At 64.5% G+C, this 21,497-nt stretch carries 20 protein-coding genes; 9 read left to right on the top strand and 11 right to left on the bottom strand.

All coding sequences use genetic code 11. From position 1 onward, the window contains the following. Positions 1-27 precede the first annotated feature (27 nt). Positions 28-753, top strand: coding sequence for a FadR/GntR family transcriptional regulator (locus AC50YA_RS09225; protein WP_494981984.1), 726 nt, complete (start codon positions 28-30; stop codon positions 751-753). Positions 754-802: 49 nt separating this feature from the next. Here AC50YA_RS09225 and AC50YA_RS09220 read toward each other — a convergent pair whose 3' ends face one another. Both AC50YA_RS09220 and AC50YA_RS09215 read right to left on the bottom strand, forming a co-directional pair. Beyond that, complete coding sequence (locus AC50YA_RS09220; protein WP_494981983.1) at positions 803-1,924, bottom strand: Gfo/Idh/MocA family protein; 1,122 nt, start codon at positions 1,922-1,924, stop codon at positions 803-805. Positions 1,925-1,926: 2 nt separating this feature from the next. After that, positions 1,927-3,129, bottom strand: a complete 1,203-nt coding sequence (locus tag AC50YA_RS09215) for a Gfo/Idh/MocA family protein (RefSeq protein WP_494981982.1) — start codon at positions 3,127-3,129, stop codon at positions 1,927-1,929. A gap of 236 nt (positions 3,130-3,365) precedes the next feature. Here AC50YA_RS09215 and AC50YA_RS09210 point away from each other — a divergent pair, with 236 nt between their 5' ends. The 6 genes from AC50YA_RS09210 (at position 3,366) to AC50YA_RS09185 (ending at position 9,675) form a co-directional block, all read left to right on the top strand. Then, complete coding sequence (locus AC50YA_RS09210) at positions 3,366-4,427, top strand: ABC transporter permease (RefSeq protein WP_494981981.1); 1,062 nt, start codon at positions 3,366-3,368, stop codon at positions 4,425-4,427. Beyond that, a complete protein-coding gene (locus AC50YA_RS09205) occupies positions 4,424-5,209 on the top strand; it encodes an ATP-binding cassette domain-containing protein (protein ID WP_494981980.1) in 786 nt (261 codons plus the stop codon). Before AC50YA_RS09210 ends, AC50YA_RS09205 begins: the two co-directional genes overlap by 4 nt. A 32-nt stretch (positions 5,210-5,241) precedes the next feature. Continuing rightward, positions 5,242-6,192: a sugar ABC transporter substrate-binding protein gene (locus AC50YA_RS09200; protein WP_494981979.1), complete on the top strand. Its 951-nt coding sequence runs from the start codon at positions 5,242-5,244 to the stop codon at positions 6,190-6,192. 194 nt (positions 6,193-6,386) lie between these two features. Then, positions 6,387-7,205 carry an HpcH/HpaI aldolase family protein gene (locus tag AC50YA_RS09195; protein WP_494981978.1) on the top strand — a complete coding sequence of 273 codons (819 nt, stop codon included), beginning with the start codon at positions 6,387-6,389 and terminating at the stop codon, positions 7,203-7,205. Positions 7,206-7,251: 46 nt separating this feature from the next. Beyond that, positions 7,252-8,424, top strand: a complete 1,173-nt coding sequence (locus AC50YA_RS09190) for a M24 family metallopeptidase (RefSeq protein WP_494981977.1) — start codon at positions 7,252-7,254, stop codon at positions 8,422-8,424. A 474-nt stretch (positions 8,425-8,898) separates the two neighbouring features. After that, entirely contained in the window at positions 8,899-9,675 is a 777-nt protein-coding gene (locus tag AC50YA_RS09185) for an alpha/beta fold hydrolase (protein ID WP_494981976.1), read from the top strand. 61 nt (positions 9,676-9,736) lie between these two features. Here the strand turns inward: AC50YA_RS09185 and fdhA are convergent, their stop codons facing one another. From fdhA to AC50YA_RS09165, 4 genes are all read right to left on the bottom strand, one after another. Further along, positions 9,737-10,948, bottom strand: a complete 1,212-nt coding sequence (gene fdhA / locus AC50YA_RS09180; RefSeq protein WP_494981975.1) for a formaldehyde dehydrogenase, glutathione-independent — start codon at positions 10,946-10,948, stop codon at positions 9,737-9,739. A gap of 494 nt (positions 10,949-11,442) precedes the next feature. Beyond that, positions 11,443-11,793, bottom strand: a complete 351-nt coding sequence (locus tag AC50YA_RS09175) for a type II toxin-antitoxin system HicB family antitoxin (protein WP_494981974.1) — start codon at positions 11,791-11,793, stop codon at positions 11,443-11,445. A gap of 451 nt (positions 11,794-12,244) precedes the next feature. Next, positions 12,245-12,541 carry a type II toxin-antitoxin system RelE family toxin gene (locus AC50YA_RS09170; protein ID WP_494981973.1) on the bottom strand — a complete coding sequence of 99 codons (297 nt, stop codon included), beginning with the start codon at positions 12,539-12,541 and terminating at the stop codon, positions 12,245-12,247. Beyond that, on the bottom strand, positions 12,504-12,770 hold the full coding sequence (locus AC50YA_RS09165) for a type II toxin-antitoxin system Phd/YefM family antitoxin (protein ID WP_494981972.1): 267 nt from the start codon (positions 12,768-12,770) through the stop codon (positions 12,504-12,506). The genes AC50YA_RS09170 and AC50YA_RS09165 overlap by 38 nt, the downstream gene beginning before the upstream one ends. An 86-nt stretch (positions 12,771-12,856) precedes the next feature. Between AC50YA_RS09165 and AC50YA_RS09160 the strand changes: the two genes are divergently transcribed. Further along, the gene (locus AC50YA_RS09160) at positions 12,857-16,330 is read left to right on the top strand and encodes a DEAD/DEAH box helicase (protein WP_494981971.1); all 3,474 of its coding nucleotides are present in this window, start codon (positions 12,857-12,859) and stop codon (positions 16,328-16,330) included. Positions 16,331-16,361: 31 nt separating this feature from the next. Here AC50YA_RS09160 and AC50YA_RS09155 read toward each other — a convergent pair whose 3' ends face one another. The 5 genes from AC50YA_RS09155 to AC50YA_RS09135 form a co-directional block, all read right to left on the bottom strand. Beyond that, complete coding sequence (locus AC50YA_RS09155) at positions 16,362-17,129, bottom strand: amino acid ABC transporter ATP-binding protein (protein WP_494981970.1); 768 nt, start codon at positions 17,127-17,129, stop codon at positions 16,362-16,364. Next, positions 17,126-18,085, bottom strand: coding sequence for an amino acid ABC transporter permease (locus tag AC50YA_RS09150; protein ID WP_494982038.1), 960 nt, complete (start codon positions 18,083-18,085; stop codon positions 17,126-17,128). The genes AC50YA_RS09155 and AC50YA_RS09150 overlap by 4 nt, the downstream gene beginning before the upstream one ends. A 30-nt stretch (positions 18,086-18,115) precedes the next feature. Beyond that, complete coding sequence (locus tag AC50YA_RS09145; protein ID WP_494981969.1) at positions 18,116-19,018, bottom strand: ABC transporter substrate-binding protein; 903 nt, start codon at positions 19,016-19,018, stop codon at positions 18,116-18,118. 257 nt (positions 19,019-19,275) lie between these two features. Continuing rightward, positions 19,276-20,220 (bottom strand): 2-hydroxyacid dehydrogenase, encoded by a 945-nt coding sequence (locus AC50YA_RS09140; RefSeq protein WP_494981968.1) that lies wholly within the window; start codon positions 20,218-20,220, stop codon positions 19,276-19,278. 45 nt (positions 20,221-20,265) lie between these two features. Continuing rightward, positions 20,266-20,601: a cupin domain-containing protein gene (locus AC50YA_RS09135; RefSeq protein ID WP_494981967.1), complete on the bottom strand. Its 336-nt coding sequence runs from the start codon at positions 20,599-20,601 to the stop codon at positions 20,266-20,268. Positions 20,602-20,852: 251 nt separating this feature from the next. Between AC50YA_RS09135 and AC50YA_RS09130 the strand changes: the two genes are divergently transcribed. Beyond that, a complete protein-coding gene (locus AC50YA_RS09130; RefSeq protein WP_494981966.1) occupies positions 20,853-21,491 on the top strand; it encodes a hypothetical protein in 639 nt (212 codons plus the stop codon). Positions 21,492-21,497 lie beyond the last annotated feature (6 nt).

The following is a 21,497-nucleotide window of genomic DNA, read 5'->3' as shown; positions in this document are numbered from 1 at the left end:
CTGGGGACCGTCGGCTGAGGAGTGTGCATGAGTTTTTCACTTGCGGAGAAAGGCGCGGGCAGGGATACCCCGGTCCGTCAGCCGGCGAGCCAGGAAATAGTCAAGCGCCTCCTGGATGCGCTGCTTTCCGGGGACGTTGCCCCGGGTTCGCGAATTCCGTCGGAGAGGACGCTGGCCGAGGAACTTAAGGTCGGACGGGGGATGATCCGGGAGGCGATCAAGTCGTTGAGCCTGCTCGGCCTGCTCGAGCAGAGGGTCGGGGACGGCACGTACCTGAGCAAGTCCAGTTCGGATCTTCTGCCACAGGTCATCGAGTGGGGTCTTCTTCTCGGTGAGAAGCGTTTTGATGATCTGCTGGAAGCGCGGTTCATCCTGGAAGTCCAGCTGGCGGGGCTCGCCGCCACGCGCAGGACTCCCGAGCAGCTGGCAACCATCCAGGCCCTGGCTGAAACGATGCGCCTTGCCGAGGATGACATCGACACCTATGTCCAGGCAGACATCGCGTTTCATCTGGAGATCGCCCGTGCCAGTCACAACATCGTTCTCTGCGGGGTCCTGGAGAATATCCGGTCGCTCCTGCAGGCCTGGGCTTCGCGAGTATTGAGGACGGCGGGGGAAACCCGGACCTCGTATGCCGTGCATGAACCGATCCTGCGGGCCATTGAGGCCTCGGATCCGGAAGCGGCTGCATCGGCCATGACGGCCCATATGGAACGGGCGACCAAGCGTCTGAAGGCCAGTTTCCCAGTGTAGAAATGACAGAAAAAGCGGTGGAGGACCTTGAAGTCCTCCACCGCTTTTCCTATGCCCTGAATGCTACGGGGAGTGTGCGCCGTTCTTTTGCGGCGCGTTCGATGGTGTCGACAATTTCGGCGACCCGGTAGCCGTCTTCAAAGGTTGCTGCGACGGAATCGGTGAGTAGGCCGCTGGCAAGCCCGAGCATGTCGTGGGCCTGGTGGGCGAAGCATTCGTTCCACCCGAGCGGGTGGGAGCCCTGGACGCCGCCGGGAAGCCAGAATCCTTCCAGCGGGTGTCCCGGGCGGGTCACCATCTGTGTCATGGGTCCCTGGCCGGGGCGGCGGATGGTGAGTTCGTTGAGCCGTTCCATGTTCCAGGAGATCGAGCCTTTGGTGCCGTCGATCTCGAATTCACCGGTCAGGGCGTGGGATGCGACGACGCGTGATGCCTCGAATGATGCTGTTGCACCGTTTTCGAGTCGGCCGATGGCGATGAACGAGTCATCGTTCACGTCGGTGATCAGCTGTGCGGGGTCAACGGTCCAGGTGCCCGTGAGTGCGGCGATTTCCTGGACCTCTCCGACCAGGAACCGGGCGAGGTCGATGTGGTGCGAGCCCAGGTCGCCGATGGCGCCGGCTCCTGAGCGGCCGCGGTCAAAGCGCCAGCTGACGGATCCGTCGGGCGCGAGCATGTTCATCAGGAAGCGGGAGCGGAAGTGTCGGATTTCGCCCAGCTCGCCTGAGGCGATGAGTTCCTGGGCGAACTGGACGGCCGGGATGAAGCGGTGCATGAATGCGCAGCGGTGTTCGACGCCGGTCGCGGCCACTGCTTTCCAGAGCTTGTAGGCAACGTCGCGGGAGGATGCGAGGGGTTTCTCGCAGAAAACCGGGATTCCAGCCTCGGCTGCCGCGATGGTGGGGGCCGAGTGCAGGTCGTTGGGCCCGGCATTGACGAACAGGCCGAGATCCTCGCCGAGGAGGTCGTTCCAGTCGTTGTGGGTGGCGGCCCATCCGTAGCGTTCGGCGATGTCGGCGGCAGCGGCGTGGTTCACGTCGGCGATGGCTACGAGATCGGCGCGCACCTCGGGCTGCAGCCGCGAGAATCCGGCGTTGCTGAAAGCGAGGGAGTGCATCTGTCCGATGAAGCCGGCACCGAGCTGCCCGACCCGCACAGTCGTCTTAGTCATGTTCAGTTCTCCAATGAGGCGGCGAGCGGCTGGGTATTGAAGGTCACGGGGACCTGCTGGTCGTGGGACCGGACCGCAGCGTCGATGAGGCGCATCGTGCTGAGCCCGTCCTGGGCAGTAGGCAGCGCCTGGATGGCGGCGCCCGGGTCTTCGCCGAGCAGTTTCAGCAGGACTGCACTGAAAAAGTCGCGGTAAATGTTCGCGAAGGCCATCAGGTAGCCCTCCGGGTGGCCGGGGCGGATGCGGGTGGCCCCCCGGGACTGTTCGCTGGTGCTGTCCAGGGCGCGTGCGATACGCGTCGCCGCCTGACCCGGGCGGTACAGCCACAGGTATTCCGGCGATTCCTGCTCCCACTTCAGTGCACCCTCGTCCCCGTAGATGCTGAAGGCCAGACCGTGGTCATTGCCGGCGGCGACGAAGCTTGCCCACAGCCGGCCGACGGCGCCGCCGCTGAAGCGCAGTGTCAGATAGGCGTTGTCATAGATTTCGCGGCGCTCGGCGACGGTCGTGAGCTGGGCTGCTACTTCGGTGACCCGTTGGCCGGTGACGTACTCGACAATGTTGTGGGCGTGCGAGCCCACTTCCCCGAGCACGACGGCCTTGCCCATGGATGATGGCTTGAAATGCCAGTGGCGTTTGGTCGGATCCTCGGGCTCGCGCAGGACCCCGGGGTCGCCGGCGGCAAACTGGCCTTCAATGAGCGTGATGCGTCCGAGGGCGCCGGAACGGATGAGTTCGCGGGCCTCCCGGACCATCGGGTAGCCGGTATAGCAGTGCGTGACCGTGAACATTGCCTCGGATTCCTCCGCAACGCGGGCGAGGTTTTCAGCCTGCTCAAGGGTCGAGGTCAGCGGCTTTTCGCACAGAACATGGATTCCGGCTTCCAGGAATGCCGCGGAAATTTCGGCGTGGAACTGGGGCGGGGTGATGACCACGACGGCGTCGATGCCGTCCTCGCGCGCCGGCTCCGCGGCCAGCATGTCCTGCCAGGTGGGATACCGCCGCGTCGGATCGATCAGCAGCGCAGCGGCCGACGCATCAGCAATTTGGGGATCGATGCTCATCGCGCCGGCGACGATGTCGGCCAGACCATCCACGCGCAGGGCCAGGAGGTGGGTTTCACCAATGACGGAGTCCAGGCCGCCTCCGATGATGCCGAACCGGACGCGGCGTCCGAGACGTGAAACAAGCGATTCGTGGGACATGGGTCTGCCTCTTCGTCGAGTGATCATGGCGGGCGGCTGCCCGTACACGCTTTCATGCTAGGCCGATCCGGCCTAATGGGCAACCGGTCGACCATTGATTTCTGCAATGGCTAACCAATTTTGACGAAATGGTAGACCGGTGAACCATTCGAGCGTAGGCTGTGATTTATGCCACGAAAAACACCTTTCCCCTTTCGGGGGCCGACTGTCCGGCCACAGGACACTGTAGGAGCGTCATGAGCAATGCCACAGCGGTAGCCCCGCCACGAGTCACACGACCCGGCGGGGGCAGTTCGGCCATTTCAGCAGCCTTGTGGCTGATGAAACTGGGGCCTGTCCTGATCCTGGTGGTCCTGGCCATCGGAATGACCATCGCCAACCCCGTCTTCGCCTCGGCCCGGAATCTGCAGAATCTCTCGATGCAGTCCGCCTCCATCGCCATCCTCGCCCTGGGAATGCTGCTGGTGATCCTGACCGGCGGCATCGACCTCTCGGTCGGGTCGGTACTCTCCCTGAGCAGCGTCGTCGGGGCCACGGCCTTCGTCAACGGCCTCGGCAACGGCCTGCTGGTGATGGGCGTGATGATCCTCGTCGGTGCGGCGGCCGGGTGGATCAACGGTGCGGTGTTCGTGCTGGGCAAGATACCCAGCCCGTTCATCGTGACCCTGGCCATGCTCAGCGTCGCCAGCGGCCTGGCCCTGTCCATCTCCCGCGGGCAGCCGATCATCGGCGTGCCGGATGAGGTGAACTGGCTTGGAAGTGCTTTCATCGGCCCCATTCCGGTGTCCCTGCTGTTCGTCGCCGTACTGGCAGCCGCCGTGTATGTTCTGACCCGCAAGATGACTTGGGGACGGTGGATCTACGCGATCGGCAGCAACGAGGAAGCGGCCCGCCGGGTCGGCATCCCCGTCCGCAAAGTGCTCATCTCCGTCTACGTCTTCGCCGGAGTATCCGCGGCACTGGCGGCGATCATCGTCTCCGGACGCACCAACTCCGGCTACCCGACCGCGGGATCCCTGGCCGAACTTGACGCCATCGCAGCCGTCATCATCGGCGGCGCCAGCTTCACCGGCGGCCGCGGCGGAATCAGCAACGCCCTCATCGGGGCACTCACCCTCGCGGTGATCCGCAACGGGCTGAACCTGCTCGGCGTCGATCCCTTCCTGCAGATCGTGATCATCGGCGTCACCATCGTCCTGGCCGTCCTGCTCGATGTCTACCGCACACGGGCGGAAGGACGGTTCCGGGCCATGCTGGCCGAAAAGTCGATCCTGGCCGAGAACGGAGTAAGCGCATGAACACCACGGAAGTCCCGGTTCTTGAAGTGCGAAGCGCCGTCAAGCGCTTCGGCAACGTCGTTGCCCTTGACGGGGCTTCGCTCACCCTGGGCCGCGGCGAGATCCTGGCCCTGCTCGGCGACAACGGGGCGGGCAAGTCGACGCTGGTCAAGAGCATCAGCGGCACGCACCAGATCGACGGCGGTGAAATCCTCGTTAACGGTGAGCCCGCGTCCTTCCGCAGCAGCGCCGACGCCAGGGCAGCCGGGATCGAAACCGTCTACCAGGATCTGGCCCTCTTCGACAACCTTCCCGCATCGGCGAACTTCTACGCCGGCCGGGAACTCGTCGGCCCCGGCCGGTTCTCCCGCAGCTGGGGGTTCCTGAAGAACCGCGGCATGCAGACCGAAACCACCAAGCTGCTCGAGGAACTGAAAGTCAGGATCCCCAGCATGACCATGCCGGTCGGGCTCATGTCCGGCGGCCAGCGCCAGGCCATCGCCGTGGCACGGGCCGTGGCCTTCGCCAAACAGGTCGTCCTGCTCGATGAACCCACCGCCGCACTGGGCCTACGCGAAACCCGGAAGGTGCTCGATCTGATCAAAACCCTTCCCGCGCGCGGTATCTCCGTCATCCTCATCTCCCACCAGCTCGACGACGTCATCGAAGTGGCCGACCGCGCCATCGTCCTGCGCCGTGGGCGTGTCGTCGGCGAAGAAATACCCAGCGCCGCCACCCATGAACGGCTCGTGTCGCTCATCGTCGGAGGCGCCGACGCGACAGCCTCCCATGGAAACCAATGACCCACCACGTTGACCAACCAAAGGAAAAGCTCATGACACGAAGTAACTGGCTCAAGGCCGGCGCACTGGCCGGGGCCCTCGCGTTCACAATCACAGGATGCTCCGGCGGATCAGCCCCCGCGGGCCAGAGCAACCCGAAAGTCGGAGTCATCCTCAAGACCGCCAACGCGTACTTTAACGCCATGAAAGATGGCATCAACGGCATGCCCAAGGACGGCATCGACTTCCTGGGCGTGGAGGCCCCCGGCGACGGCAAGGACGCGCAGCCACAGATCACCGCCATTGAAGGCATGGTCACCCGCGGCGCCAACGCCATCGCTATCGCACCCATCGGACCCCAGATCCAGCCGGCCCTGGACCGTGCCATCGCTCAGGGAGTGAAGATCGTCCTGATCGACAACGACCTCCCGGGCTGGAAGGGCGCCTCCAGCTACATCGGAACCGACAACCTGGCCGGCGGCACCAAAGCCGGCAAATACATCAACGAACAGCTCAAGGGTCAGGGCACAATCGCCATCATGTCCGGAGTCCCCGGGGTGCCGGCACTGGACGCCCGCGTCAACGGAGTCCTGGACGTCCTCAAGACCACCGGCATCAAGGTCGTCAACACCCTGGCAACCAACTGCGACCAGACCAAGGGCGTTGACGTGATGCAGGCCATCGGATCCGCCAACCCTGAGGTGGATGCGGTCTACAGTGCCTGCGGCCCGCCGGTCCTGGGCGCCATCGAGGCCCGCAAAAAGTCCGACCCGTTCAAGAAGAACCTGCTTCTGGTCGGTTTCGACGCGCTTCCCGATGAGGCAAATGCCATTCTGGCGGGCACCGAAACGGCAAGCATTGCCCAGTTCCCGCAGAAGATGGGCACCACGGCTGTGACGACGGCCGCTGCTGCCGCGCGCGGGGACAAGGTTGAGGCCCGGATCGATACCGGAACCGAGGTTGTCACCAAGGACAACGCCCAAAAGTTCACCGCCTTCCAGTAATCCGGAACCGGAGTACGCGCAGTGCCGGGTCCTCGATGTGGGCGGCCCGGCACTGCGTGGCCGCAGGCGGCGCACAGCCCAAACGAACCGACACCGGCAGCCTCCGGAGCGGGTAACGCCCTTCGGGAAATCATCTCCATCCAAACGTATATGCATCACGACGGCGCCCCCGCGCGCTGAAGAATCGAAGGATTATGACAGCAGACCATTCCCTCCGGGACAGAATTGCCGCCGGAGACTGCCTCTACGGGCTCATTGTAAAAATGCCGAATCAGCCCATGGTTGAAATGGCCGGTTATACCGGTTTCGACCTGGTCATGATCGATACCGAACATGGCATGGCCGATGATTCGGCGCTGGAAAACCACCTGCGGTCGGCCAGATTGGCCGGCGTGTCAACGCTTGTCCGCCTCGGCCACAATGATCCGCTCCTGATCCTGCGCGCCCTCGATGCCGGCGCCACCGGCGTCGTCGTTCCACACGTATCCACCGCCGGGGAGGCCGCTGCGGCGGTCGCCGCCGCACACTATCCGCCCTTGGGGACACGGGGCCTGGCTGTCAGCACCATCGCCGGCCACCACGGAACGGTGCCGCTGAAGACCCACCTCGACGCGGCGGCGGCAACGACCTTCGTCGTAGCCCAGGCGGAAGACAAAGAAGCGGCCGTCAACAGTGCCGCCATCGCCGCGGTCCCGGGCCTGAACGCCGTCTGGATCGGCCCCAGCGACCTGTCCATGTCCCTCGGACAGCCCGGCCAGACCTCCCACCCCGTCGTCGCGGCCGCCATCGAGCGCATAGCCGACAACGTCACCAGCTCAGCGGACTGCGCCCTGTGCGTCATCGCGGACTCCGCCGAAGAGGCAGCCTCCTGGGCGCAACGCGGCGCCCGGATCATTCTCTTTAACTCCACCAAACTCCTCGCGGACGCATTCCGCGGCGCCGTCGGCAGCGCCAGAGACGCCGTTCAGACGGCGGATACCGGCCCGGGGATGACCACAAGTTCCCGCACGTAACTGATCGCATCGCCGACGACTAACACTACAAACTCTGGAGTATCCAATGGCAGTTTCGGTACCTTTCGATGAGCAATACCTCGAGGACCTTATGGAGGGCGCGGGCATTGATGCCCTACTCGCCACAACAAAACACAACGTGCAGCATCTGCTGGGCGGGTACAGGTTCTTCTTCTTCGCTCATGCTGACGCCACCGGGGTCAGCCGCTACCTTCCCGCCGTCGGAATCGTGCGGGGCAAACTCGATGACTCCTTCTACATCGGCGCAGGCAACGAGGACTGGGGCACCGCGGGCGGAGCCATCTGGGTCTCCGATATCCAGAACATCAGCTGGACCAGCATCGACACAGCCCGGGCCGCAGCGGAAGCCCTGGCGAAGCGCGGGCTCACCCACGCCACCATAGGAGTTGAGAAGTCATTCATCCCCGCGGACGCCCTCGACACCCTGCGCGAACTCCTTCCCGACGCGACATTCGTGGAGGTCCATCCGGTTCTGGAATCCCTTCGCGGTATCAAGTCCGAGAGAGAACTTGAGCTGGTCCGTACCGCGTCCCATGGCATCATCGATTCAATGCAGGCCTCATTCGGCCTGGTCCAACCCGGAATGACCAAACACGACATCGCCGAGATCTTCCGCCTCGAGCAGACCAGGAGAGGCCTGTTCTACGAATACGCCCTGGTCACTCTCGGCGGAGGATCCATGAACCGGTCCCCGTCCTCCGATGTGTGGCGCTCCGGCACCAGCCTCTCGATCGATTCCGGGGGCATGTACGAGGGATACATCGGCGATCTGTCCCGGATGGCAATTGACGCCGAACCCACAGCGCGACAGACCGATCTGCTGGCGCAGATCGAAATCGTGCAGCAGGAGGCACGGACCGCTGTCGCTGCAGGCAAACGCGGCGGCGATATCTTCGTCACAGCGCTCGACACGATCTCGAAGCTGCCTGATGGTGCCAACATGAAATTCGTCGCCCATGGAATGGGCCTGATCACCCACGAAGTTCCCCGTCTGACCTCCACCGGACCCGTTCCCTATTTCGGGGCGCATGCGAATGATCCGTTGAAGTCCGGCATGGTCCTCTCCATCGAGTCGTGGTTCGAGGACCACGAGTCCGGATTCATCAAGCTCGAGGACACATTGATCGTGACCGACGACGGCTGGGAAGCCCCCGGCGACTCCGCACGCGGGTGGAACCGCACCGGCGCAAGCCTCTAACCCAACGGCGGTCCGTCCGATACCCGCCGGACGATTGGTCCAGGAGCCAGGTAGTACTTTTGTCAGGGGGCGGGAACTCGTTGGAGCTCCCGCCTCCTACAAGGGAGGACACCGCCGCCGAGATCGCCGAACTGTTCATGCTGGCCAGAAGCACGGTACGCCGCTGACATGCAAAATCAGGGGCGGGAATCCCCCAACCCATGGACATTCTGTCTCCGGCCTTGTCTCGCAACGCCCTTGATCGACATCATTCACGCCATCCAATTAGGCGACAAAGTTGCGAGGCAGGAACGGCGGGCAACCCCGGGTCGTCGAGGACGCGGTCCGCCATCACCCCGCGGTACGTCTCACGCCACGACCGCACATTCACGCGCGCCATCTCGGCAGCGTCCTCGACGCGCGCGAAACGAACCCTCACCGGGGTTTCCATAGGCGAAACTCTACCGAGATCGGCTCGCGGCGTACCCTGAGGCTATGGACTCCGAAGTCCGGGATCTCACGCTCCGCACCGGCATCACAGTGCCGTGCCTCGCAAAACCGGTGCTGCTGCTGCACGCATGGGGCGAATCCCGCGGCAGCTTTGACCGGCTGGTTCCCCTCCTGACCGGATTCAGGGTCTATGTTCCGGACCTCCGCGGGCAGGGCGGGGCGGACAAACCGGAGCACGGCTACTCCCTGGCGGAACAGGCCGAGGACGCCGCCGCGATCCTGGACGCCCTCAACGTGCCGAGCGCCGCCGTCGTCGGCTCTTCCAGTGGCGGTTACGCCGCCCAGCAGCTCGCCATTGCCCATCCGGAAAAAGTCGCGGCGCTGGTGCTGGTGGGCGCTCCGTTGAGCCTCCAGGGACGGACCGACTTCGCTGACGAGGTGGACAGCCTGACCGACCCCCTGGACGAGGACTGGGTACCGGATTCCCTGTCCTGGTTTCCCTTGGTGCATGAGGTTCCTGCCTGGTACATCGAGGACCGCGTGCGCGACGGTCTCAGGATGCCGGCCCGCGCCTGGAAAGGCATCCTGAACGGGCTGTGCGAGGCCACGCCGCCCACGGAATCGGGAACCATCCATGCCCCCACGCTGATCCTGTGGGGAGAACAGGACGGCTTCCTGCCACGCAGCGACCAGGAAACCCTGGCAGCCCGGATCCCCGGTTTCGCGCTGAAGGTCTATCCCGGTGTGGCACATCCGGTGCTCTGGGAGTGTCCGGACCAGGTGGCAGAGGACACGACGGCGTTCCTCGCCTCCCTCGGCTGAGGTCAGGCACCAAACCAGCGGCCGCCGTCGTGATTCCCGACGGCGGCTGTCCGGCAGGGGCTCAGCTGAGGTATCCGTTCGGGTTGAGGACGTATTTGGTGGCCGCTCCGGCGTCGAACTCGGCATAGCCCTTGGGCGCATCCTCCAGGCTGATCGCCTTCGCGTTCACGTTCCTGGCGATGCTCACCTTGTCATGCAGGATGGCCATCATCAGTTGCCGGTTGTACTTCATCACCGGGCATTGTCCGGTGGTGAAGCTGAGCGACTTGGCCCAGCCGGTGCCCAGGCTCAGGCTCAGCGCACCCTTCCTGGCAGCCTCGTCCACGCCGCCCGGATCGCCGGTGACGTACAGCCCGGGAATGCCCAGCGCACCGCCGGCCGCGGTGACTTCCATCAGCGAGTTCAGCACCGTGGCAGGTGCCTCCTTGGCGTCATGGCCATGCCCACGCGCTTCGAAGCCCACCGCGTCCACGCCGCAGTCCACTTCCGGGACGCCCAGGATCTGCTCGATCTGCTCCGCCGGGCCACCCTCCGCGAGGTCAATCGTTTCGCACCCAAAGCTGCGCGCCTGCGCCAGCCGGTCCGCGTTCAAGTCCCCCACAATCACGACGGCGGCACCCAGCAAGTGCGCGCTGGTGGCCGCTGCGAGGCCAACAGGCCCGGCGCCGGCCACATAAACAGTGGAGCCTACGCCCACCCCCGCCGTCACGGCGCCGTGGAAGCCCGTGGGGAAAATGTCCGACAGCATGGTCAGGTCCAAGATCTTTTCCAGGGCCTGGTCCCTGTCCGGAAACTTCAGCAGGTTCCAGTCTGCGTACGGGACCAGCACATAGTTGGCCTGGCCGCCCACCCAGCCGCCCATGTCCACGTAGCCGTACGCGCTCCCCGGGCGGTCCGGATTGACGTTCAGGCAGATGCCGGTCTTGCGTTCCTTGCAGTTCCGGCACCGTCCGCAGGCGATGTTGAAGGGCACCGAACAGATGTCCCCGACTTTGATGAACTCGACGCCGGGACCCACCTCCACCACTTCACCGGTGATCTCATGCCCCAACACCAGGTTGGGCGGTGCCGTGGTGCGCCCGCGGACCATGTGCTGGTCCGAACCACAGATGTTGGTGGCCACGGTTTTCAGGATGACCCCGTGTGGCACCGAACGCCCCACGTTCGCCGGATTCACGCCCGGGCCGTCCTTGAGTTCGAAGCTTGGATAATCGATGTCGATCAGTTCGACCTTGCCCGGTTCCTTGTAGGCAACGGCTTTGTTTCCAGTCATCAGTGCTCTTCTCTTGTCAGCACGGCAAGGCCCGGTGGGCCGCCATGGATCATGAGTGTTGTGATGGACCCTCGAGCGCAGGGGCCTGCCCGTGGCTTGAGCAGTGGGATGTTTTCCCTGGCGTTCGAGGTCTGGCCAGTCTAGGCACGCCGGTGCGAAGAGGTCTATAGCCCGAGCCCCATATCTGCTCCCCTGCCGGTGCGGGTGCTTTCGCTCGGCGTGGTCGCACCATCGGTGCCGGCAGTGGCCTCGGAGAGATGCGCTGACCGCGCCCGTGATCGGCAAACCACTCCGACCCGTCACCCGTGAGCGTGATGCACACAAAGCCCGGCGAAAGCGTCAGGACGCGGGCCACGCGGGTGTCGACGAGCGCATTCGTGGAGGTCTGGAATGGATTAGGCATGAACGGGAAACATTACTGGAGTTCCCGGGCGGACGCCTCTGCGGAATTCAGGCCGCCCGTCGCGGCCCCAACACCACGTCGACGGGCTCCCTTAGGCCGTCAAGAGCTCAGTTGCGTACTTATTCAGAGGCACTCCTTGGTTTGCGGCTTCTATTACAAGCTTTCGGTGGAGCTCAGGGGGTACCCGAAGGTTGAGCCTGCCGCTAAACGTCTGGCTGGAAATGGGAAGAGGCACAGCTTCTCCAGACTGCCTAAGTTCCTCAATGACATCTGACACCAGACGTTCGAGGCCACGGAGAGCCTCGAATTGATCCTCATCGAGCCACGACAAGGATGGGAACTCAAGGACAGTGGCGACGAACTCCTCGTCCTCTTGCGACCACTGCACTGAGTAACGGTATTGTGCAGCCTCGGACGGCACGGCTGCTTTTCGAGTAGACATCCAGTGCTCCTTGCTCCGATCGATGGCGGCTATGGTTTGCTTCACCTGGTAAGACTTCGCCTTGCCATTCTTGTTCTGTAGGTTGATTCTGGGATCACCCTCCCAGGGCATTTTGAAGATTGCATTGTGGCTGCCTGAACCCGACCGCGGCTCCCCAAAATAGTGAATGCAAAAGTTTGAGTATGTCGCTGTAGGAGACGTTTTCGGGTGAGCTTCTGGCCTGCTTTTCGGTCTTAGAGATACTAGCCACATGCCAATGGTGCCACTTTTGGCACCGCCCTTCAAGCAGCACCTCGTGACGCAGGACTCCAGATCCGCGGGCCATCTACGCGCTCGGGCTTGAAGATAGCATGCATGATGGCGCAGCTCGAATGAATGTCTCCAATAGCGCAATCCCTGAGCCCGCCACGGCTACCGCCTGGCTGCCCCGCCAGCCATGGTCGCGGTCAGGCTACTTGTCATAGATGTCGCGTCGATTCCCCATCGAGAGCACCAAAACGATCAGTTCCTGATCCCTGACTTGATAGATGATTCTGTAGTCCCGGACCCTGACGCGAAGCTGCCCCAGCCTGCCCACCAAAGACTTGGCGGCGGCGGGCCGGGGATTGTCGGCAAGCAGGCTAAGGGCGTTGAGCAGGAACGTCTGCACGGGGCGATCAAATTTCTGCAGCTGCTTGCGGGCTGCACTGGATAACCGGACTTCATAGTGGCTATCTGCCAAGTTCAATGCCCAGTTCCGCTGCCACATCCTTCAGCGAGTACGTCGGCTCTCCGGCATCCGTTGCGGCCAAGGCGCGGTCCGCCGCCGCCATGTCTTCCGCATCCTCCAACGCCTGCAGCGCCCGCTCCGCCAATTCCGGATCCATGACCACCGCCACGGCCCTGCCATGACTCAGGACGCGGACAGGCTCCCGGCGCGCCGAATCCAGGGTTTCAGCCCACCGCTGCCTCGCCACTGTTGCACTGACATCACTCATGGCTAAATTGTACAATTTAGCCATTGGACCGTCCACCGCTCGGGAAGAAACCCTGAGCAGCTTCACCCGGCCGGTACCCTTAACCAGTGACTTTGACGCAACCGCCACAGCTCGCCGACCCCGTGATCAGCTCCCTGGTAGGCGCCACCTCAATGGCCCGCGGCCGCACCTATGCGCGCAAGGGCGCGGTCTCGAGCGTTGAGTGGAATCCCAAGAACCTGGAGTTGAAGGGCAAGGTTCAGGGCAACGGCAACTCTCCGTATCGGACCAGGGCCTCGTTCAAGGCCGGCCTGAGCGGTTTGCGCGTTGAGTGGGGCTATTGCTCGTGCCCCATGCAGTTCAACTGCAAGCATGTGGCCGCGTTGCTCCTGGAAATCAGCAGCGGGCCCGTGATGGAGCAGCCGCCCCTCCTCGTCATTCCCCCGGCGCAACAGCAGCTGTTCCCGCCCGCGCTGCAGAAACCCGCCCTAAAGAAGCCGCCCGTCCAGAAGAAGACGCCTCCGTCTCCGTGGCAGGAACAGATCCGCGGCCTGCTGCACCCGGAGCCGGCCTCCAGGTACCAGGGGTTCGGCGGCAGCCAGTGGGCGGGCAGCAGCCTGCCCACGCTGAGACTCGGCGTCCAGCTGGAGCTCACCGAAACCGTGTCCAGCCAGACCGCCTGGCACCAGCGCGGGCGGGTTGATCCCTGGCGGGAGGCAACCGCCCCGTTGGTCGGCCTGACCGCGCGGCCAGTGAAGCAGAACGCCAAGGGCAAGTGGGTGGTTGCCCAGCTGCGCTGGGACACCTTCGGACGTTCGTACTACGGATACCAAAGCGACCAGTTCAGCCCGGAACAGGTTCGCTGGATGCGGACGTTTGCCGCGCTGTACGCCCTCGAGGGCGTACAGGCACCGTCCGCGCATCTTTCGCTGGAGCGTTTCGAAAGCCCGCTGCTATGGCAGCTTCTGACTGAGGCCAGCCACCTCGGGGTGGCGCTCATCTCCTCAAAGTCCGGCGACGCCGTCGTGATTCATGATCCTGTCAGCATTTCCCTGGATCTCCGCGATCACGACGGCGGGCTTCGGCTGGCGCCGCACGTCGGCGTCAGCGCCGGCATCAGTTCCGTGGAGCCCAGCGCCATGGGCGCGATTGGCCAGTCGGGACACGGCGTGTTCTGGTGGGACCCAGCCACCGGCCCGGGCACCTCCACTGACACCCGCGGCCTGCATCTGGCCCCGACCACGTCGCCTGTTCCGGAGGCCCTCCGGCCACTGATCCGGCACCGCCATGAAGTCGTGGTCCCGGCGGCCGCGCGCGATTCCTTTCTCGCAGCCACCTATCCGCAGCTGTCCCAGGCCGCCGATGTCATCTGCAGTGATTCCTCCGTGGATCTGCCGCAGATCCTGCCGCCGGAGCTGGTGCTGACCGCCATCCACGAGGCGCCCACCTTGCACCTTCACTGGCACTGGGAGTACGCCTCCGCCGGCACCGTCACACGGCAGCCGGTGCCCGACGCCGGCGACGGATACCGCGATCACACGTTCGAAGCCCACCTCCTGGCGCAGGTGGCCGGGGTCCTTGCCCCGTTTCCCTCTGCCTGGCAGGAGCAGTTCCCGGACAAGGAGTCCGGCCACCCCGGCAGCAACGCGCCGGCTGCGCTCAGGAACGTGGCCGCCGCCCGGTTCACTAACGATGCGCTGCCCTTGTTGGAACAGCTCGAGCATGTCCGCGTAATCATCACGGGCCCGGCGCCGGACTACAGCGAGCTGACGGACAGTCCGCTGGTCAGCGTCAGCACCAAGGGAACGGACGACGGCGACTGGTTTGATTTGGGCGTCACCGTCACCTTGGGCGGGGAAGACATCCCCTTCGACCTGCTGTTCCGCGCCCTGGCCGCAGGCGATGAACACCTGATGCTGGCCAACAGCTGCTACTTCCGGCTCGACCAGCCCGAATTTCTCCAGCTGCGCCGGCTGATCGAGGAAGCCAGGGCCCTGCAGGACCAGGAAGGGCCCCTGCGGATCAGCCGGTACCAGGCCGGCCTCTGGGACGAGTTCGAGGAACTGGCTGCCACCGCCGACCAGGCCGATTCCTGGCAGCGCAGCGTTGGAGGGCTGCTGCGGTTCTCGGAGATGCTGGACGTGCCGCAGCCGGCGGGCCTCGTCGCATCGTTGCGGCCTTATCAGCAGGACGGCTTCAACTGGCTGGCCTTCCTGTGGGAGAAGGGCCTGGGCGGCGTGCTCGCCGACGATATGGGTCTGGGCAAAACACTGCAAGCCATCGCTCTGATCTGCCACGCGAAAAACGGCATCGGCACACCGGAGCGGGACCAAACCGCACGCCACCCTTTCCTGGTGGTCGCCCCTACCTCCGTGGTGCCCAACTGGGCCGCGGAAATCGGACGGTTCGCCCCCGGGCTGCGCGTCGCCGCTGTTGCCGACACGCTGCAGCGCAGCGGAACGGATCCGGCAGCACTCGCTGCAGCGTCCGACGTCGTGATTGTCTCCTACACACTGTTCCGGCTGGACTACGAGGCCTACGCCGCCCAGGAATGGGCCGGGCTGCTGCTGGACGAGGCGCAGTTTGTGAAGAATCCGGCTACCAAGGCAAGCCAGAATGCGCGCCGTTTCCCCGCCCCGTTCAAGCTCGCAATTACTGGCACGCCCATGGAGAACAACCTGATGGAGTTGTGGTCCATGTTCGCCATCACCGCTCCCGGGCTGTTCCCGTCGTCGAAGAACTTCGCGGACTACTACCAGAAACCGGTGGAGAAAGACGGGGACGCGGAGAGATTGACGCAATTGCGGCGCCGGATCCGGCCACTGATGCTGCGCCGCACCAAGGACTTGGTGGCCAAGGATCTTCCCGCCAAGCAGGAACAGGTGCTGGAGCTGGACTTGGCGCCGCGGCACCGCACCATCTACCAGCGGCACCTGCAGCGCGAACGGCAAAAAGTCCTGGGGCTGCTGGATGATATGAACAAGAACCGCTTCGCGATCTTCAAGTCCCTCACCATGCTCCGGAGGCTCAGCCTGGACGCGTCCCTGGTGGACGAGAAATACGCGTCCGTCCCGTCCAGCAAACTTGATGCCCTGCTGGAGCAACTCGGCGACATAGTAGCCGAGGGACACCGCGCCCTGATCTTCAGCCAGTTCACCGGCTTCCTGGGTAAGGCCGCGGCACGGCTCGACGCTGCAGGCATCCAGTACGCCTACCTGGACGGCAAGACCCGCCGGCGCGGCGACGTGATCGATCAATTCAAGTCCGGAAGCGCACCCGTGTTCCTCATTTCGTTGAAGGCCGGTGGAGTCGGCCTGAACCTGACGGAGGCGGACTACGTCTTCCTGCTGGATCCCTGGTGGAACCCCGCGTCAGAGGCGCAGGCCGTTGACCGCACCCACAGGATCGGCCAGACCCGGAACGTCATGGTCTACCGATTGGTGGCCAAGGACACCATCGAGGAGAAGGTCATGGCGCTCAAGGAACGAAAGGCCAAGCTCTTCACCGCCGTACTGGACGACGATGCAATGTTTGCCTCAGCCCTGACGTCGGACGACGTGAGGGGCCTGTTCGACGGCTGAGCCGCTGACGGCGTCGGCTACCGCCCATCCTTCACAGCACCTTTGAGAGGAACGCTTTGGTCCGTTCCTGCCGGGGGTTGCCCAGCAGCTCACGGGGCGGGCCCGACTCGACCACCACGCCGCCGTCCATAAAGGCGATGGAGTCCGCCACCTCGCGGGCAAAGCCCATCTCGTGGGTCACCGCGATCATGGTCATGCCGCTCGTGGCCAGTTCCTTCATAACGTCCAGCACCTCACCCACCAGCTCCGGGTCCAGGGCACTGGTCGGTTCGTCGAAGAGCATCAGCTTGGGATCCATGGCCAGCGCCCTGGCGATGGCCACGCGCTGCTGCTGCCCGCCGGACAGATGCGCCGGGTAGTGGTCCGCTTTGTCCCCCAGCCCCACGCGCTCCATCAGCTCCTTGGCGCGCAGGGTGGCTTTGGCCTTCGGAATGCGTTTGACCCGCATGGGCGCCTGGATGATGTTTTCCAGTGCGGTCATGTGCGGAAACAGGTTGAACCGCTGGAACACCATGCCGATGTCGCGGCGCTGGAGCGCTGCTTCCTTGGGCTTGAGCTCATGAAGTTTGTCGCCCTTTTGCCGGTAACCCACGAGCTGCCCCTCCACGAAGAGGCGGCCGGCGTCGATCTTTTCCAGGTGGTTGATACAGCGCAGGAACGTGGACTTACCGGAGCCGCTGGGCCCCACGATGCACAGCACCTCGCCGGCCTGGACTTCCAGGCTGATGCTGCGCAGCACGTTGTTGGAACCGAAGCTCTTGGAGATCCGGTCTGCGGTCACCATCGGAGTAGCGTTCATCCCTTGCCTCCCAAATCGTTGCCCAGCGGCGCCGCTGTTATTGCCGCCACCGCTGGATCAGTTTCCGACGCCGGTCCCGCCTGCCGCCGTCCCGTCCCGCGGGAGAACCGCTTCTCGATGAAGTGCTGCCCCACCATCAGGACTGACGTGAACAGGAGGTACCAGATCGATGCCACGATGAGCAGCGGAACCGGGGTGAAGGTCACCGCGGAGATGCCGCGGGAAACCCCGTAGAGGTCGATGCTGAGCGGTATGGCCGCCACTAGTGAGGTGGTTTTGAGCATGGAGATCACCTCATTGCCGGTGGGCGGAATGATGATCTTCATGGCCTGTGGAACCACCACGTAACGCATTGTCTGGCCCCACGACATGGCGAGCGCCGTCGACGCCTCCTCCTGGCCTTCATCAACGGACAGCAGTCCCGCGCGGACAATCTCGGACATGTAGGCGGCCTCATTCAGCGCCAGTCCGATCACCGCGGTGATGTAGAGGTTGGTGAACACGTCGTTGGGAATGGTGATCCACGGCGTCATGAACGGTATCCCGATGGTGAACACGGGGTAGATGAGCGCCACGATGCCCCAGAACACCAGCTGGACGTAGACCGGGGTCCCGCGGAAAATCCACAGATACAGCCAGGCGATGCTCTTGACCACGGGATTCGGCGAGAGCCGCATGATGGCCAGGAGCAGCCCCAGGATGATGGCGCCGGCCATGGCGTAGATGGTGAGCGTCAGGGTCACCCAGGCCGCCTGGCTGATCCGGCGGTCGAAGAGGTACTTTCCCACCTCCGCCCAGCCGTAGTCGGGCCGCTGCGAAGCGTCCACGATGAACAGCGCCAGGAGGAAGACCAGCACGACGGCGATCGAGATCCGCCAGGGGTGGCGGAGGGGAACCGCCACAATGGCGTCCCCCTGCGCTTCAGTTCCGCCCGTTGCAGGGTTGGGCCGCGCCACGGCGGCGTGTTTGGGAAGAGTCACGGCTGGTTACTTGGCCGACGACGCCACGTTGAGCGCCGCCGTCTTCACACCGCCGCTTTCCACGCCCCACTTGGACAGGATCCTGTTGTAGGTGCCATCGTCGATCAGGGCCTGGAGTGCCTTCTGCAGCACCGGGGTGAACGCGCTCCCCTTGTCCACCGGGATTCCGTACGGCGCCACTTCGAAGGCATCCCCGGCGGTCTGCAGCTTCTCCTTCGTCTGGGAGATTGCGTAGAGGGTCACCGGCGAGTCCGCACTCATGGCGTCCACCTGGCCGACGACGAGGGCGTTGGTGGCCTGGTCCTGCGCGTCGTACTTGAAGATCTCGATGGCGGGTTTGCCCGCATCCGTGCACACCTTGGATTTGGCCGGCACCTCGTGGGTGTCCTCATAGGTGGTGGCCTGGACGGCAACCTTCAGCCCGCAGGCGTTGTCCGGGTCCACGGTCTTCCCCTTCGGCGCAGCCCACTGGATGCCGGCCGAGTAGTAGTTCACAAAATCCACCTGCTTTTCGCGTTCCAGCGTGTCGGTGAACGATGACATGCCCATGTCGTCCTTGCCCGCCTTCACGGACGGAAGAATGTTGTCGAACGTGCCGATATCAAAATTGACCTTCAGCCCGAGCGAGGCGCCCAAAGCATTCGTCAGGTCCACCGACCAGCCGGCAGGGGCACCGTTGCCGTCCTTGAATTCGTTGGGCGGGTAATTGTTGGCCATTCCCACATTCAGGACGCCCGCGGATTTCATTTTCTCCGGCAGCAAAGCCGCAAGTTCCTCATTCTTTTGGACTGCGGTGTCTGCGGACGAAGAGGCCTTATCCGCCGCCGCCGGGGCGCTGTTGTCCACGCAACCCGACAGCATGAGGGCCGTTGCAGCGGTCAGGGCAGGGATTAAATAGCGGTTGCGCATTGGATCCTTAGGTGGTTGAAGATGAAGGTCCGGCACCGCGAAAATTGTGCGATTCCCCTGGATGCAAAATCAGCGAGGAATTCAGTGGGGCGGCATGGCACCCGTTAATCGGACCGCATTCCGTAAGTCACGGATAGCTTCCGGGCCTCTGGCCTTCAACTCGGAGATAGTGGATGCGCCTACCAGCGACATGCTAGGCGCAATTCGTTGGAGAAAAGGCCAAAGACACGGCAGGCCCGCGGAATGCCCCGGCGCCGCTACTGCGCGGCAGTCCCGCCCAGCACCACGTTCACCGGTTCTTCTCCGGCCTGCAGCAGCCCGATCTGCTTCCGGATCAGCCGCGCCACCCGGGGCAGCATGGCCGAGCTCGCCCCGCCCACGTGCGGCGTGATCAGGACGCCCGGCACGGTCCACAGGGGATGGTCGCTCGGCAGCGGTTCAGGGTCCGTCACGTCCAGGGCGGCCCGGAGCCTGCCGGATGCGGTCTCGCGCAGCAGGGCCTCAGTGTCAGCCACCGGCCCGCGCGCCACGTTCACCAGCAGCGCGCCGTCGGACATCGCCGCCAGGAACCGGCCGTCAACCAGGTGCCGGGTCTGCTCGCTCAGGGGAACGCTGACCACCACAATGTCGTGCAGCGGCAGCTGCTCATACAGGGAATCAATCCCGTGGATCCTGCCGCGCTCGTCGCGGCCGCGGCTGGCCAGCCGCGTCACCTCGGTCTCGAACGGCAGCAGCCGGGCCTCAACCGCCTTCCCCACTCCCCCGTAGCCCACCAGGAGCACGCGCCGATCGGCCAGGCTGGGGCGCTCGCGGTGGTCCCAGGTTCCCGTCGCCGCATTCCGCACAAAGTCCGGGATCCCCCGCTGGCTGGCGATGATCATGCCCAACGCAAGTTCCGCCGTCGACGTCTCATGCACGCCCGCCGCGTTGGCGAAAAGGCACCCCGCGGGCAGAACCGCCTCGACGCCGTCGTACCCGATCAGTTGGCTCTGCACCAGACCGACGTCCACGGAGTCCAGCGCAGCCAGCGCCCCCACCCCGCCCATGTAGGGCGGCACCACAATGTCGAGACGCTCCGCCGGCGCCGGGCCGGTGAGGTCCCACAGGAAGAGTTCGACGCCGGCGGACGGCCCAAGTGCCTCCACCAGGTTCTGGCTGGGCAGACTGACCCGTAGTTTCGGTGATGCGGGCAAACCGGACACGGGTGCTCCTTCTCTCGACTCACCTGACAGTTAACCAGCCCAGCGTTAGCGGTCGGTCTTGACCACTGTGAACAGCACCGCCGAGTCCTCCTCCGCTTCCAGGCTGTGCAGCCCGTCCGGGACGATCAGGAGATCTCCGGCCTTGCCCTGCCAGGCCTCCCCACCCGCCTTCAGCCAGACCGATCCCTTCAGTACGTAGACCGTGGCCTCGCCGGGGTTCTGGTGCTCGCTGAGCTGCGTGCCGGCACGGAAGGCCATAACGGTCTGGCGCAGTTTCTTCTCATGCCCGCCGAACGCCGTGTCGGCTGCCCGCCCGCTGGGTGCCGCAACAGCGGCAGCGATCTGCTGACGGGCCAAAGCCTCAATCGATATCTTTTGCATGACGCAACCGTACCCACGATTGCCGGCGTTGCCGAGGGGCTGGCATCTCCGGAGGGCTTCCACCACGCCGGGCCCCGCCACCGTTTCCGCCCAACCAGGTCTGGCCGCCTGGACGATCTTGCGCCTCGTGGCGTCCGTCTTCTTCCTGCGGATGCTCTTGACGGGTTGTGTCTCCGGGTCCATATTTGGACCATGCTCCCGGCCCCGGCATTGTCATCGGGCGCCAGGTTCGCCACAGGTGGCTGGCTGCCGTGAACACCCACTCCGTCGGCGCCCGCAATGCCGCATTCATAGCGATCGGCACAATCTGCGGGATTGCCTGGGCCGCGGGCTTCCGGGCCTACATGGTGGAGCTCGCGGGGCCGGCATCCACCTTCGGCTGGTGGGGGACGTTCGGCGCGATCCTCCTGCCTGGAGCCATTACGGGCGGACTGCTGGGCTGGGCTGAAGCACTCCGGCGCACCGGCGGCCGACGCGGATGGCGCTGGCTCGCCCTTGCACCACTCGCATTTGCGGTCGCCCCGATGCTGATGCCCGGTGCGATTGCCGCCCTCCTGACCCAAGGTCTAGGCGGAGGGGCGATCGCCGTCGCCCTGATGGCGGTCGGCGGTGGCTACGCGATCTCCCGTCGGGGGCCGCTTTGGAGCAGGCTGGTCTCCGGACTCATCAGCGCAGCACTCCTCGCAGCACTCGCGCTGGCCGGACCCGGAATCGCTGGCACTGGGCTCGCCCTCACCGAACCGCGCGGCGCCTGGGTTGCCGTATTGGCCACGTCGTTCGTTGTTGTGCTTGCCCTCGCGTCGTCCATCCCGCATCGGCCCATCGTTACAGTCGTGGACCGGGCACCTTCAGGCCGGACCGTCCGGCCAGAATCCGGCGGGGTCCGCTAGTCCGTC

It is taken from the genome of Pseudarthrobacter sp. RHLT3-21, from assembly GCF_059383495.1.
The sequence above is the reverse complement of the archived record's forward strand: the minus strand, read 5'-3'. Positions and strand labels throughout refer to the sequence as shown.